The 13,945-nt window shown below is 41.0% G+C and carries 14 protein-coding genes; all 14 read right to left on the bottom strand.

Annotated features, from left to right (window positions below; translation table 11 throughout):
* Positions 1-615: 615 nt before the first annotated feature.
* Positions 616-1,974: a bifunctional UDP-N-acetylglucosamine diphosphorylase/glucosamine-1-phosphate N-acetyltransferase GlmU gene (glmU, locus tag H5058_RS12445; protein WP_182678455.1), complete on the bottom strand. Its 1,359-nt coding sequence runs from the start codon at positions 1,972-1,974 to the stop codon at positions 616-618.
* Between the two features lie 297 nt (positions 1,975-2,271).
* Complete coding sequence (locus tag H5058_RS12440) at positions 2,272-2,694, bottom strand: F0F1 ATP synthase subunit epsilon (protein WP_011329625.1); 423 nt, start codon at positions 2,692-2,694, stop codon at positions 2,272-2,274.
* Between the two features lie 14 nt (positions 2,695-2,708).
* The gene (gene atpD, locus H5058_RS12435; protein ID WP_011329626.1) at positions 2,709-4,094 is read right to left on the bottom strand and encodes a F0F1 ATP synthase subunit beta; all 1,386 of its coding nucleotides are present in this window, start codon (positions 4,092-4,094) and stop codon (positions 2,709-2,711) included.
* 33 nt (positions 4,095-4,127) lie between these two features.
* The gene (gene atpG, locus H5058_RS12430; RefSeq protein ID WP_182678453.1) at positions 4,128-4,988 is read right to left on the bottom strand and encodes a F0F1 ATP synthase subunit gamma; all 861 of its coding nucleotides are present in this window, start codon (positions 4,986-4,988) and stop codon (positions 4,128-4,130) included.
* A gap of 60 nt (positions 4,989-5,048) precedes the next feature.
* Complete coding sequence (atpA, locus tag H5058_RS12425; protein WP_011329628.1) at positions 5,049-6,590, bottom strand: F0F1 ATP synthase subunit alpha; 1,542 nt, start codon at positions 6,588-6,590, stop codon at positions 5,049-5,051.
* Positions 6,591-6,604: 14 nt separating this feature from the next.
* Positions 6,605-7,138 (bottom strand): F0F1 ATP synthase subunit delta, encoded by a 534-nt coding sequence (atpH, locus tag H5058_RS12420; protein ID WP_011329629.1) that lies wholly within the window; start codon positions 7,136-7,138, stop codon positions 6,605-6,607.
* A 16-nt stretch (positions 7,139-7,154) separates the two neighbouring features.
* The gene (gene atpF, locus H5058_RS12415) at positions 7,155-7,625 is read right to left on the bottom strand and encodes a F0F1 ATP synthase subunit B (protein WP_011329630.1); all 471 of its coding nucleotides are present in this window, start codon (positions 7,623-7,625) and stop codon (positions 7,155-7,157) included.
* A gap of 41 nt (positions 7,626-7,666) precedes the next feature.
* Positions 7,667-7,900, bottom strand: a complete 234-nt coding sequence (gene atpE, locus H5058_RS12410; RefSeq protein ID WP_011329631.1) for a F0F1 ATP synthase subunit C — start codon at positions 7,898-7,900, stop codon at positions 7,667-7,669.
* A 59-nt stretch (positions 7,901-7,959) separates the two neighbouring features.
* Positions 7,960-8,817, bottom strand: a complete 858-nt coding sequence (gene atpB / locus H5058_RS12405) for a F0F1 ATP synthase subunit A (RefSeq protein ID WP_011329632.1) — start codon at positions 8,815-8,817, stop codon at positions 7,960-7,962.
* Positions 8,818-8,831: 14 nt separating this feature from the next.
* Complete coding sequence (locus tag H5058_RS12400) at positions 8,832-9,212, bottom strand: ATP synthase subunit I (RefSeq protein WP_011329633.1); 381 nt, start codon at positions 9,210-9,212, stop codon at positions 8,832-8,834.
* A 142-nt stretch (positions 9,213-9,354) separates the two neighbouring features.
* Positions 9,355-10,281: a ParB/RepB/Spo0J family partition protein gene (locus H5058_RS12395; protein WP_182678451.1), complete on the bottom strand. Its 927-nt coding sequence runs from the start codon at positions 10,279-10,281 to the stop codon at positions 9,355-9,357.
* A 20-nt stretch (positions 10,282-10,301) separates the two neighbouring features.
* The gene (locus H5058_RS12390; RefSeq protein ID WP_011329635.1) at positions 10,302-11,087 is read right to left on the bottom strand and encodes a ParA family protein; all 786 of its coding nucleotides are present in this window, start codon (positions 11,085-11,087) and stop codon (positions 10,302-10,304) included.
* 14 nt (positions 11,088-11,101) lie between these two features.
* Complete coding sequence (rsmG, locus tag H5058_RS12385; protein WP_011329636.1) at positions 11,102-11,722, bottom strand: 16S rRNA (guanine(527)-N(7))-methyltransferase RsmG; 621 nt, start codon at positions 11,720-11,722, stop codon at positions 11,102-11,104.
* Between the two features lie 15 nt (positions 11,723-11,737).
* The gene (mnmG, locus tag H5058_RS12380) at positions 11,738-13,627 is read right to left on the bottom strand and encodes a tRNA uridine-5-carboxymethylaminomethyl(34) synthesis enzyme MnmG (protein ID WP_011329637.1); all 1,890 of its coding nucleotides are present in this window, start codon (positions 13,625-13,627) and stop codon (positions 11,738-11,740) included.
* Positions 13,628-13,945 lie beyond the last annotated feature (318 nt).

Genomic DNA, 13,945 nt, shown 5'->3' with positions numbered 1-13,945 from the left:
CGAGTGCCCACACAGATGATTGCTTTATATTGTTAAAGAACGTTTTGAGTCGCTTTAGCGTCTCAAGGGATGCGTATAATACATCCTTTATTTTTCGAGTCAACACTTTGTTTTAAACTTTCTTTTTGGAAGATTTAAAACCGAAGTTTTATTTAACTCTCTGAGTAGTTGCTGCCTTGCTATGCATCGGCGTTTCCCTTCTCAGTGGGGTCGCATTATAGGGATAAACGAGTGAGGGTCAACACTTTATTTCCGCTTTATGACAATTAAATGAATATTGTATAAAAGGCATACAAACAAAGGCTTGCAATGAAGTTTAAGCTTAAAAAAGCACCAAATAAATGGCAGTAATAGGGAAGTTATAGTTACGCTAGGTAGAAGGTAGGTTGTTTAGTTTAAATGTTATGTTTAAATAATTAAATGCGGCTTAGTTATAGTACTTTACTGAGTAGCTCTAAATAAATTAAGAGCCGGTACTTTGCACCTTTTAAGGTTTAGCAAAATACTCAGTTAAATATCTGATGTAGAGTAGGGGGCTCATATCGTTCAGACAATAAAAAAGCGAGTTAATAACTCGCTTCTATCTACTTATACTTTTTAACTAAATATAAGTCGTTATTTTTTAACTGGGCGTTTCCAGCCATCTAAATTACGCTGTTTGCCTCGAGCAATAGCTAGTTGCTCATCTGCTACTGTATTCGTAATAACAGAGCCTGCACCAATTGTTGCCATTGCACCAATATTTACGGGTGCAACAAGCGATGAGTTAGAACCAATAAAGGCATTGTTGCCAATAATGGTTTTTGCTTTATTAACGCCGTCATAGTTACAGGTAATAGTACCCGCGCCAATATTAACCTTTTCGCCAATTTCAGCATCACCTAGGTAACTTAAGTGATTAGCTTTAGAGCCTTTACCTAAACGGGTTTTTTTCATTTCGACGAAGTTACCAACATGTGAGTCTTCTTCCATAATTGCACCTGGGCGAAGGCGGGCATAGGGACCAAGCGTACATTTAGCAGCAACTGTTGCATCTTCTAAGAGTGTATTAGCTTTTATTATAACGTTATCGCCAATGCTGCAGTTTTTGAGCACACAGTTTGGTCCAATTTCAACGTTATGACCTATAGTCACTTTGCCTTCAAAAATCACGTTTATATCTATTAGTACATCTTCACCGGTGGTGACTGTTCCGCGAACATCTATACGGGCAGGATCGGCAAGTGTTGCCCCATTAAGCATTAATTCTTGTGCTTGCCATGCTTGGTACGCACGTTCAAGGCCAGCTAGTTGTATACGATTATTAGCGCCTTCTACTTCCATTGGGTGATCTGGCTGAGCTGATGTAATTTCGACACCTTCGCTATGCGCCATTGCCACTATGTCGGTTAGGTAATATTCGCCTTGTGCATTATTGTTAGATAAGTTGCCTAACCAGCTTTTTAGCAATCGACCATTAACGGCCATAATACCGGTATTTACTTCGCTAATAAGTAATTGCTCTGGGCTGGCATCTTTTTGCTCAACAATACCCACTAACTTGCCATCAACACGTAGCATACGTCCGTAACCATTTGGATTGGCTAAATTTACGGTTAATACCGCTAAACCATGTTTAGGTGTCGCAGCTAATAAACGTTCAAGCGTTGATTGCTTAGTTAAAGGCACGTCACCGTATAAAATCAGCACTGTTTCATCGTCATTAACATGAGAGTTGGCTTGCGCTACTGCATGACCCGTACCTAACTGCTCAGCTTGGAGTACCCAATTTACGTTGTTGTTGGCCAGTTGTTGTTGTAATAGTTCGCCACCATGACCGTAAACTAAGTTAGTAGTAGTTGCACCTAGTGCTTTTGCGTTATCAATAACGTGCTGCACCATAGGTTTGCCAGCCACTTTATGAAGAACTTTAGGTAGCGCTGAGCGCATGCGAGTACCTTTACCCGCTGCAAGAATAACCGTTGTTAGAGACATTAAAACAATTTCCTTTTTTCGTTGTTTTAGCTAAATAAGCGCGTACTGGTGCACAGTAGATTATGTAAATCACATCATGTGCAAATACTCAGTAGCTTAATTACTGACTACTGAATCTTGGCTGAAACACTCAGACACTTCAATGGCGTTATTGTAACGGGGATTAGTGATGGATATAAGTAACAAGGGATAAATAGTGAGCACAAAAAGTAAATTTATAATTTTTATAACATTGCTGATTTATATTACAGACACAAAAAAGCCCACGTTATGTGGGCTTTTAAAAACCAGATAGGCTTACTTTTTACGTAATTGCTGAATAATGCGTAGCTGAGCAATTGCTTCAGCTAGTTGCACTGCGGCTTGATTATAATCAAGTTCAGCAGATGCACCTTTCGCCATTTGAGCTTCAGCGTCACGTTTAGCAGCTTCTGCAGCTTGCTCGTCAAGGTCTTCACCACGAACAGCTGTATCAGCAAGAACAGTCACTAGATTAGGTTGTACTTCTAATGTACCGCCAGCAATGTAGATGAACTCTTCTTCACCAAATTGCTTAACTAAACGTACCATACCAGGTTTAAGGGCAGTAAGTAGTGGAGCGTGACCAGCATTAACGCCTAACTCACCTTCACTACCAGTAACTTGAATCGATTCAACACGGCCAGAGAACAAACTCTGCTCTGCGCTTACTACATCAAGATGTACAGTCATAGCTGCCATACTCCCCTCCTAAGTTACATGCTTTTGGCTTTTTCTTGAGCTTCTTCGATAGAGCCAACCATGTAGAACGCTTGCTCTGGCATGTCATCAAATTCACCGTTTAAGATGCCTTTAAAGCCAGAAATTGTATCTTTTAGTGATACGTATTTACCAGACGCGCCTGTAAACACCTCTGCCACGAAGAATGGCTGAGATAGGAAACGTTGGATTTTACGTGCACGAGATACAAGTTGCTTATCTTCGTCAGAAAGCTCGTCCATACCTAGGATTGCAATGATGTCTTTAAGTTCTTTATAACGCTGAAGAACTGTTTGAACGCCACGTGCTGTATCGTAGTGCTCTTGACCAATTACTTGTGGGTCAAGTTGACGTGAAGATGAATCAAGTGGGTCTACCGCTGGGTAGATACCAAGTGACGCGATATCACGCGAAAGTACTACCGTTGCGTCTAAGTGAGCAAAGGTAGTTGCTGGAGATGGATCCGTTAAATCATCCGCAGGTACGTATACCGCTTGGATTGAAGTGATTGAACCCGTCTTAGTAGAAGCAATACGCTCTTGTAATACACCCATTTCTTCAGCAAGTGTAGGCTGGTAGCCTACCGCTGATGGCATACGACCAAGAAGTGCAGATACTTCTGTACCAGCAAGTGTGTAACGGTAGATGTTATCTACGAAGAAAAGTACATCGCGACCTTCGTCACGGAACTTTTCAGCCATAGTAAGACCTGTTAACGCTACGCGTAAACGGTTACCTGGAGGCTCGTTCATCTGACCGTATACAAGCGATACTTTATCAAGTACGTTTGAATCGTTCATCTCATGGTAGAAATCGTTACCTTCACGTGTACGCTCACCAACACCGGCGAATACTGAGTAGCCGCTGTGCTCGATTGCGATGTTACGGATAAGTTCCATCATGTTTACGGTTTTACCAACACCGGCACCACCGAATAAACCAACTTTACCACCTTTAGCGAATGGACATACAAGGTCGATAACCTTGATACCAGTTTCTAAAAGCTCAACTGAACTTGATTGCTCTTCGTAAGTAGGCGCTGCACGGTGAATAGACATACGGTCTTCTTCGCCGATTGGGCCAGCTTCATCGATTGGCTCACCAAGTACGTTCATGATACGACCAAGTGTTGCTTTACCAACTGGAACTTGAATCGACTCACCTGTATTCATTACCGAAGCACCACGACGCAAACCGTCTGTAGTACCCATAGCGATAGTACGTACCACACCGCCACCTAACTGTTGTTGAACTTCTAGAGTCAACCCTGTTAAATCGCCATCTGTTACTCTTAGCGCGTCATATACGGCTGGCACGTTGTTTTGTGGAAATTCAATATCCACAACGGCACCGATAATTTGGACGACCTTACCTAAACTCATGTCTATTCCTCTCGTTAATCTTTGCCTGAAGCATTAAACTGCTGCTGAACCAGAACAAATCTCACTAATTTCTTGTGTGATTGCTGCTTGGCGAGCTTTGTTATAAATAAGCTGTAACTCATCCATAAGGTCGCCGGCATTGTCTGTTGCAGCTTTCATTGCAACCATGCGGGCAGCCTGCTCAGATGCAGCATTTTCAACTACACCTTGGTATACTTGAGACTCAACAAACCGTACTAACAACGCTTCTAAAATAGCGTCTGGGTTTGGCTCATACAAGTAATCCCATGTGTGGGCAGATACTTCTTCTTCAGCTTTTGGCAAAGGGAGTAACTGATCTACTGTTGGCTCTTGCTTCATGGTATTTACAAACTTGTTGTATACCAAGAATAAACGGTCAATTTTACCTTCAGAGAATGCATCAAGCATTACTTTTACAGGACCAATTATCTCCTGAATTGAAGGTTTATCTCCTAAGCCTGCTTTTTTAGCAAGGACTTGACCACCAAAGCGTTGGAAGAAACCAGCAGCTTTACTGCCTAAAGTTGCAAACTCTGCGCTTACACCTTTTTCTTTCCATGCTTTAATATCTAGTGCAACTTTTTTAAACTCATTTGAGTTTAAACCGCCACACAGACCACGGTCTGTAGAGATAACAATATAACCAACTCGTTTTACTTCACGCTCTTCTAAAAAAGGGTGGGTAAAATCAAGATTTGCCTGAGCAACACGACCAATCACTGTGCGTAATTTTGCAGCGTATGGACGGCTTGTAGCAACGCGTTCTTGCGCCCTTTTCATTTTAGACGCAGCAACCATTTCCATTGCGCTAGTGATCTTTTGAGTATTTTTAATACTACCGATCTTGCTTTTAATCTCTTTTCCGCTGGCCATGACTCTCTCTCCGAATCAAGGTGTGCTTTAGTTTCCTAAAGCGCACCATTAATAACTATATTACCAAGTTTGCGTAGACTTGAACTTCGTTAGAAGTTCTTTAAGTTGCGCTTCGATCTCGGCGTTGTAGTTACCAGTTTCATTGATTTGAGCCACAAGCTCTGCGTATGTGCTATTTGCATACGAAAGTAAAGCCGCTTCAAAATCCATGATCTTAGCGATCTCGATATCTTGAAGGAAACCTTTTTCAGCAGCAAATAACGACAAAGACATTTCAGCAACAGACATTGGCGCGTACTGTTTCTGCTTCATTAGCTCTGTTACACGCTCACCATGCTCAAGTTGAGCACGAGTTGCATCATCAAGGTCAGACGCGAACTGCGAGAACGCAGCTAATTCACGGTACTGAGCTAGGGCTAGACGAATACCGCCACCTAGTTTCTTAACGATTTTAGTTTGTGCAGCACCACCAACACGCGATACCGAAATACCAGCGTTTACTGCCGGACGGATACCTGAGTTGAATAGGTCAGTTTCTAAGAAAATTTGACCATCGGTGATAGAGATAACGTTAGTCGGTACGAACGCAGAAACGTCGCCGCCTTGAGTTTCAATGATTGGCAATGCCGTCAATGAACCAGTTGTACCTTTCACTTCACCATTAGTGAACTTTTCAACGTATTCAGCGTTTACACGCGAAGCACGTTCTAAAAGACGAGAGTGAAGATAGAATACGTCACCTGGGTATGCTTCACGACCTGGTGGGCGCTTAAGTAGTAATGAAATTTGACGATAAGCAACTGCTTGCTTAGACAAATCATCATATACGATTAAAGCGTTTTCACCGCGGTCACGGAAGTATTCACCCATAGTACAGCCCGCGAACGGTGCTAAGTACTGAAGTGCCGCTGATTCAGAAGCAGATGCAACAACTACGATAGTATTTGCTAATGCACCGTGCTCTTCTAATTTGCGAACTACGTTAGCAATAGTAGATGCTTTTTGACCAATCGCAACGTACACACACTTAACGCCTGTGCCTTTTTGATTGATGATTGCATCGATTGCTAGTGCAGTTTTACCTGTTTGGCGGTCACCAATGATAAGTTCACGTTGACCACGACCAACTGGAATCATCGCATCGATAGATTTATAACCAGTTTGTACTGGCTCATCTACAGATTTACGCTCGATTACACCTGGTGCAATTTTTTCTACAGGTTCAAACCCGTCATTATCTAGCGCGCCTTTACCATCGATCGGAGCACCTAGTGTGTTAACAACACGACCAAGTAGACCAGGACCAACAGGCACTTCTAAAATACGACCAGTTGTATATACTTTTACGCCTTCAGTAAGATCCGCGTACGGACCCATTACTACTGCACCAATTGAGTCGCGCTCAAGGTTTAGTGCGATAGCATAACGGTTGCCTGGAAGCTCAATCATCTCACCTTGCATACAGTCAGCTAGACCGTGGATGCGGATGATACCGTCTGTAACAGATACAATAGTACCTTCGTTACGAGCTTCACTTACAACTTCGAACTGCTCAATACGTTGTTTGATCAGATCTGAAATTTCAGTGGAATTAAGTTGCATGCTCTTTTTCCCAATTACGATTGTAGTGTTGTGGCTAAGCGGTTTAATTTACCGCGAATAGAGCCGTCGATTACAGTGTCACCCGCCTTAATAATAAGGCCTCCAACTACTGCTGCGTCTTCACTACAATTCAGCTTAACTTTGCGTGCGAAACGTTTTTCAAGTGCCGCTACCAATGACTCTTGTTGCGCTGCAACAAGAGGGGTTGCCGAAATCACATCAACGTCGATTTCTTTGTCGTATTCTGCTTTAAATTTAGCAAATAACTGTGCAACTGCTGGTAGTGCGATCAAACGTCCATTTTCAGCCATCACCTTAACTAGGTTCTGACCTTGTTCGTTGAGCTGCTCAGCACAAATTTGAATAAATAATTCAGCTTGTGTAGTAGCAGTAGGCATACCCGCTAGAAGCGCAGATGCTTTTTCATTGCTAGCAACGTGGCCAGCAAAAAATAACATCTCGTTCCAACTTTCAATAGTGCCTTTTTCAACGGCAAGTTCAAAAGCCGCTTTAGCGTATGGGCGAGCGATAGTAGTCAATTCAGACATGCTCATACCCTCCTAGTTACAGCTCAGCGACAAGTTTTTCAACGATGTCACTATGTGCAGCTTGATTAATTTCACGCTCTAAAATTCTCTGTGCGCCAACCACTGCCAGAGTTGCTACTTGCTTACGTAGCTCTTCTGTCACACGGTTACGCTCTGATTCAATTTCAGAGTGCCCTTGAGCAATGATTTTTTCACGCTCTTGTTGACCACGAACTGTCTCTTCGTCAACAATTAGCACAGCACGCTTTTTAGCTTGGTCTATGATATCAGCCGCTTGAACTTTGGCATCTTTAAGCTGTTCTGCAGCTTTCTTTTGCGCTAGTTCTAAGTCTTTTTCGGCTCTATCAGAGGCAGCTAAACCATCTTCGATTTTTTTCTGGCGAGCTTCAATTGCACCGTTTAGTGGTGGCCATACGAACTTCATACAAAAAAGTACGAACACCGTAAACGCAATCAATTCACCGATAAGAGTGGCGTTTAAATTCACAACCGCTCCTCCTTAAATAGTAAGCTGTTCAAAAAATAAAATTAAAGTACGAACAACAATACCATAGCGATACCAACACCAATCATTGCTACAGCATCGATTAGACCAGCAAGGATAAACATTTTAACTTGTAGCGAAGGTGCAAGCTCAGGTTGACGCGCACATGCTTCAAGGAATTTACCGCCCATGTTACCAAAACCAACTGCTGTACCGATTGCACCGAAGCCAATTAGTAAAGCTACTGCGATGTACTTAAGACCTAATACTAGTTCCATTTTTTTCTCCAAAGTTTCAATTGTAATTAAAGTTAAATATTAAAGGTAAAGATTATAAATTAGTGATTATCTGAACTTGCCATGCTTAGGTAAACAATGGTCAGCATCATAAATAAGAATGCTTGCAGTGTAATAACTAAGATATGGAATACTGCCCATACAAAGTGCAGTGGTAACTGCATAAAACCAATTGCGCCAATCAAGATGAAAATCAATTCACCTGCATACAAGTTACCAAATAAACGTAGTGCTAACGAAAATGGCTTAGAAACCAATGCGATAAGCTCAAGTAACAAGTTGAAAGGAATCAATAAAATTTGCACAAACACGTTATTAGAGCTAAACGGGTGAAGCGTTAGTTCTTTAATAAAGCCGCCAATGCCTTTGATTTTTATTGCAAAACCAACCATTAAAATAAATACACCCAGCGCAAGTGCAGAGGTCATATTAATATCGGTAGTCGGTACAATTTTCATGTACACGTCGTGTGAGTCCATACCGAATGCTGTTTCACCAACGAAACCTGCAAATGATGGTAAAAAGTCAACCGGGATTAAGTCCATTAAGTTCATTAAGAACACCCAAACGAATATCGTTAGGGCTAATGGCGCAATAAGCTTACTTTTACCGTGGAAGGTATCGCGTACGTTGTCGCCAACGAACTCAACGATAATTTCAATAAAACACTGAAATTTTCCTGGTACACCAAGTGTTGATTTTTTTGCGGCACTACGGAAGATCCATAAAAATATTAGACCTAATCCGATAGACCATGCGAGGGTATCCACATGCCATGTCCAGAATCCACTATCCGCACATGCTTTATTGAAGGCTAAACCGGCATCGGTCGAACACATCTTCGCATTGGTCAAGTGGTGCTGAATATGGCTAGATAGAGTAACTTCTTCTGCAGCCATGTTATATCCCAAAGTTAATGTTTAAAAAAAACGGGTGCAAACAATCCAGTAAACAACACCAACACATAAGCACTAAAAAAAGGCAGTAACACTACCGGGTAAAGCTTTAGTATTAGCGCGAACAATATGATTGTTAGCATAAATTTTAGTCCGTTGCCGCGTTTTAACGAGGCATACGCTTGATTTGCTTTACTCGCACCCATATATCTGAATGCGTAGAGGGCAAATACTAAGTGGGGGAGTACTGCTACGGTGCCTCCAGCAAATGCTGATAGCCCGGCATTTATTCCCCAACCTAAAAAAATAATTACTGTAGTAACTAACGCTACTACTCCCTGCAGAAGAATTAATTTCAATGCGGCAAGCCTATACGGTCTTGCTAACTTATTCGTCACGTTTAGTTAACCTTAATGGCGTTCTAATTGTCAGGGTATGAAAACTGGCGAAATTATACTTAATCCTGCCAGTTTTGCAACTTGAGTAGCTGTATTGTGGTGTAAAATAACGACAATTGTCTCATTTTAGACATGTTATTTATTAATGCTGGGAATAGTCTTGGTTGATACGGTTTAAAATGCCATCTAATTCATCAAGGTTTGTGTAAGAAATAACCAACTTACCTTTGCCTTTTTTGTTATAGTTTATTTCTACTTTGGCACCTATGTTTTCAGCGAGTTGTTGCTCTAAGTGTTTAACATCTGGATCTTTTTCTGTTGCTTCTTTAGCGGCTACAGGCTCTAAAATTGAACGTACAAGCTTTTCGGTTTCTCGCACTGTAAGTGCTTTAGCCACAGCTAAACGCGCCGCATCAGATTGCGTATCTCCCTCAAGCGCTAATAAACAACGAGCGTGGCCCATTTCAATATCGCCGTGTTCTAACAATGTTTTTACGTCATTATTTAAATTATTTAAACGCAATAAATTAGTCACTGTAGTACGAGATTTACCAACGGCATCGGCTACTTGTTGATGCGTTAATTCAAACTCATTTAGTAAACGGTTTAAAGCAACCGCTTCTTCCATGGCATTTAAATCTTCACGCTGAATATTTTCTATTAAAGCAATAGCAACCGCAGCTTCATCGGGTACATCTTTAATAATACAAGGTACAGTATCAAGCTTAGCAATTTGCGCTGCACGCCAACGACGTTCACCGGCAATAATTTCATAGCTATTTTGAGCAATAGGGCGCACTACAATTGGCTGAATAATGCCTTGCGCACGAATTGAACTAGCTAACTCTTCTAATGCTTCTTCCGACATATCTTTACGCGGTTGATATTTACCCGAGTGTAAAAATTCGATCGGTAATTTTTGTAATTCGCTTTGTTGAGATTGCGTTACATTGTGCATAATGTCAGTTGTATTTGACGAATTTTGCTCATTGCTACTTGTTGGTGCAGGTTTTGATGAACTTAACAGAGCATCGAGTCCTCGGCCTAAACCTCTTTTTTTAGCAGACATATTATTTTTTTACCTCAAAGTTAGGCGACAACTGGCGTTGTTTTTTCTTTTCTGCGTAACATTTCACCAGCCAGTGCTAAATATGCTTTAGCACCACTTGATGCCCGGTCATAATACATCGCTGGTGCACCAAAACTTGGTGCCTCGGCTAAGCGAACATTACGCGGGATCACTGTGCGGTAAACTTTATCGCCAAAATGTTGTTTTAATTGTTCTGATACATCATTAGCTAATCGATTACGCGGATCGTACATAGTACGAAGTATGCCTTCAATTTGTAGCTTAGGATTAACTAACTTGGCAAGTTGCGTAATGGTGTCCATTAATGCGGTTAAACCTTCTAACGCATAATATTCACATTGCATAGGGACTAAAATAGAGTCGGCTGCAGCCATGGCATTTACTGTTAACATATTTAAAGAAGGAGGGCAGTCGATAAAAATGAATTCATATTGGTCTTGAATTTTTTCCAGCGCATTACGCAAACGTACTTCGCGGGCAAATAATTCCATTAATTTTACTTCTGCAGCGGTTACATCACCATTTGCAGCAATCATATGATATTCACCAGAGGTTTCTTTAATTATAACCTCTTCAATTGGCTTGTTTTCTATCAGCAAATCGTAAATAGTTGGCACGTCGCCATACTTATCTACGCCACTACCCATAGTGGCATTACCTTGCGGATCGAGATCAATTAACAACACTTTTCGTTTTGTTGCAGCCATAGATGCAGCGAGGTTAACAGCGGTTGTAGTTTTACCTACACCACCTTTTTGATTTGCTAATGCGATGACTTTTGCCACAGTGTCTCTGATCCCTAGTCTTTAGAAAGAATAATTAAATGTCGTTGTGCATCTAAATTAGGTACTTCTAATGCAATTTTTTGCTCAAACTTAACGCCAGTCGGTAATGACTCTAGCTCTTCGCTAGGGAACACACCTTTAAGGGCAATAAATTTTCCTGAATGATCAATTAAGTGTCCACACCAGTCAACCATATCTTGCAATGAAGCAAATGCGCGACTGAGTACACCATCTAATTTAACACTTGGCTGATATTCTTCAACTCTTGACTGCACCGGAGTGACGTTATCAAGTCCTAGCTCATGTTTAACATGCATTAAAAAACGCACACGTTTACCTAAACTATCAAGTAACACAAAATGAGTGTTAGGTAATGCAATTGCTAATACAATACCAGGTAAGCCAGGGCCAGTTCCTACATCAATATAATGATGACCGGGTAAATGAGGTGCAACAACTAAGCTGTCCATTATGTGCTTAACCATCATTTCTTCAGGTAAGCGTACTGAGGTTAAATTATAAGCTTTGTTCCACTTAGTTAATAACTCAACGTAACGAACCAGCTGTTGCTGTTGTTTTTCGGTTAGCGCAATATTAGTTTGCGCTAACAATGTAGTTAATTGTTGCTGTAACACTAGGTACCCTCGCCGTTATGCAGATTTGCGTAACAAGCCTTGCTTCTTCAGATACACCAATAATAACGAAATCGCCGCTGGGGTGATACCAGAAATACGCGAAGCTTGACCAATAGTGTCTGGACGAGCATCAATCAGCTTAGCAACAACCTCATTTGATAAACCCGATACGGTTTTATAATCAAACTCTTTTGGTAAAATTGTTTGCTCATGGCGTAACTGTTTATTGATCTCATCTTGCTGGCGCACAATATAACCTGCGTACTTTGTATGGATCTCAACTTGTTCAAGCGCGGCTTGATTAGTAAATTCAGATCCTAAGCCGTCAATTGCCATTAGATCGTTATAACGAATTTCAGGACGACGTAATAATTCCTCTAAACTAGCTTCACGCGTTAATGGCGTTTTTAGCAATGCATTAACTTGATCTATCATAGTATGATCTTTGTGGATCCAGGTATCTTTAATACGCTGTTTCTCTTTAGCGATCACTTCCATTTTTTCGTTATATGCCTGCCAACGTTCGTCATTCACTAAGCCTAATTCGCGGCCTTTTTCAGTTAAACGAATATCGGCATTATCTTCACGTAATAATAAACGGTATTCAGCACGGCTAGTAAACATACGATAAGGTTCTTTCGTTCCCAAAGTAGTTAAGTCGTCAATAAGTACACCCACATAAGCTTCGTCACGACGTGGAGTCCAAGACTCTTTACCCTGAACTTTTAAAGCAGCATTCATACCTGCAATTAAACCTTGAGCACCCGCTTCTTCATAACCGGTAGTACCATTTATTTGGCCCGCAAAAAATAAGCCATCAATAAATTTAGTTTCTAATGAACGTTTTAAATCGCGCGGATCAAAAAAGTCATATTCAATAGCATAACCAGGACGACAAATATGAGCGTTTTCAAAGCCAGTAATAGATTGCACAATTTCAATTTGCACATCAAACGGTAAACTGGTCGAAATACCATTAGGGTATAACTCATATGATGTTAAACCTTCTGGCTCAACAAAAATTTGATGTTTGTCTTTATCAGCAAAACGAACAATTTTATCTTCAATAGAAGGGCAGTAGCGCGGGCCTATGCCTTCAATAACACCACCATACATTGGCGAGCGATGTAAGTTTTTACGAATAACATCATGGGTCTTTTCATTAGTAAAGGTGATGTAACACGGTATTTGTTGTGGGTGATCACTTGGTTTACCCATAAATGAAAATACCGGTATAGGTGTATCACCTGCTTGTTCTTGCATTTTACTAAAATCAACAGTACGGGCATCAATACGTGGTGGAGTACCGGTTTTTAAACGATCCACTCTAAAAGGTAATTCACGTAAACGATCAGCCAATGCAATTGAAGGAGGATCGCCTGCACGACCACCTTTAAAGTTTTCTAAACCTATATGTATTTGGCCACCTAAAAAAGTACCTACGGTTAGCACAACACTTGGAGCACTAAAACGTAAACCCATTTGGGTAACCACACCAGTAACACGATCGTTTTCAACAATAAGATCATCACACGATTGTTGAAAAATCTTTAAGTTATCTTGGTTTTGCAATGTTGTTTGAATTGCCGCTTTGTACAAAGCACGATCAGCCTGTGCTCGGGTTGCACGAACGGCTGGGCCTTTTGAAGAATTAAGTGTGCGAAATTGGATCCCGCCTTTGTCAATGGCCTGTGCCATTGCACCACCTAGAGCGTCAATTTCTTTAACTAAGTGACCTTTGCCAATGCCACCAATTGCTGGGTTACATGACATTTGACCAAGGGTATCCATATTGTGAGTTAGCAGCAGGGTATTCATCCCCATACGTGCGGCTGCCAATGCGGCTTCAGTGCCAGCATGTCCACCACCTACTACGATAACGTCAAAATTTTCGTGAAAAATCATTAATGGGATCCTACTTAAATCAAACCAGTAAACTTCAAAAGGGAGCGTATTCTACCTAGAATTTAGCAGAAGATAAATGATTAACAGCGGTCAAGATCTAAGTGTGTGATCTCTAATAATATAAAGGATCTTTTAAAGAGATCTTTTATTACTATTACTACTACTGAAGCACTTTTCTGTTGATAAGGTTTAGATCTTTATTTAAAACATGCGATTAGATCTGATCTAAAGTTGTGAACATGATCGGATCATCCAGCGAATAAGCTCTGATCAAAAAGGCACTTTATGCACAGGGCAATATCAACCGGATCTTATCCA

Origin of the sequence: Pseudoalteromonas sp. SR45-4 (assembly GCF_014163535.1) — a bacterium.
Classification (GTDB): Bacteria; Pseudomonadota; Gammaproteobacteria; order Enterobacterales; family Alteromonadaceae; genus Pseudoalteromonas; species Pseudoalteromonas nigrifaciens.
This window is presented reverse-complemented; position numbering and strand designations above follow the sequence as displayed.

What these genes read in the sequence shown, in the direction of transcription:
- glmU (WP_182678455.1), bottom strand. Translation starts at nt 1,974, where the DNA reads ATGTCTCTAACAACGGTTATTCTTGCAGCGGGTAAAGGTACTCGCATG.
- H5058_RS12440 (WP_011329625.1), bottom strand. Translation starts at nt 2,694, where the DNA reads ATGGCAGCTATGACTGTACATCTTGATGTAGTAAGCGCAGAGCAGAGT.
- atpD (WP_011329626.1), bottom strand. Translation starts at nt 4,094, where the DNA reads ATGAGTTTAGGTAAGGTCGTCCAAATTATCGGTGCCGTTGTGGATATT.
- atpG (WP_182678453.1), bottom strand. Translation starts at nt 4,988, where the DNA reads ATGGCCAGCGGAAAAGAGATTAAAAGCAAGATCGGTAGTATTAAAAAT.
- atpA (WP_011329628.1), bottom strand. Translation starts at nt 6,590, where the DNA reads ATGCAACTTAATTCCACTGAAATTTCAGATCTGATCAAACAACGTATT.
- atpH (WP_011329629.1), bottom strand. Translation starts at nt 7,138, where the DNA reads ATGTCTGAATTGACTACTATCGCTCGCCCATACGCTAAAGCGGCTTTT.
- atpE (WP_011329631.1), bottom strand. Translation starts at nt 7,900, where the DNA reads ATGGAACTAGTATTAGGTCTTAAGTACATCGCAGTAGCTTTACTAATT.
- atpB (WP_011329632.1), bottom strand. Translation starts at nt 8,817, where the DNA reads ATGGCTGCAGAAGAAGTTACTCTATCTAGCCATATTCAGCACCACTTG.
- H5058_RS12395 (WP_182678451.1), bottom strand. Translation starts at nt 10,281, where the DNA reads ATGTCTGCTAAAAAAAGAGGTTTAGGCCGAGGACTCGATGCTCTGTTA.
- mnmG (WP_011329637.1), bottom strand. Translation starts at nt 13,627, where the DNA reads ATGATTTTTCACGAAAATTTTGACGTTATCGTAGTAGGTGGTGGACAT.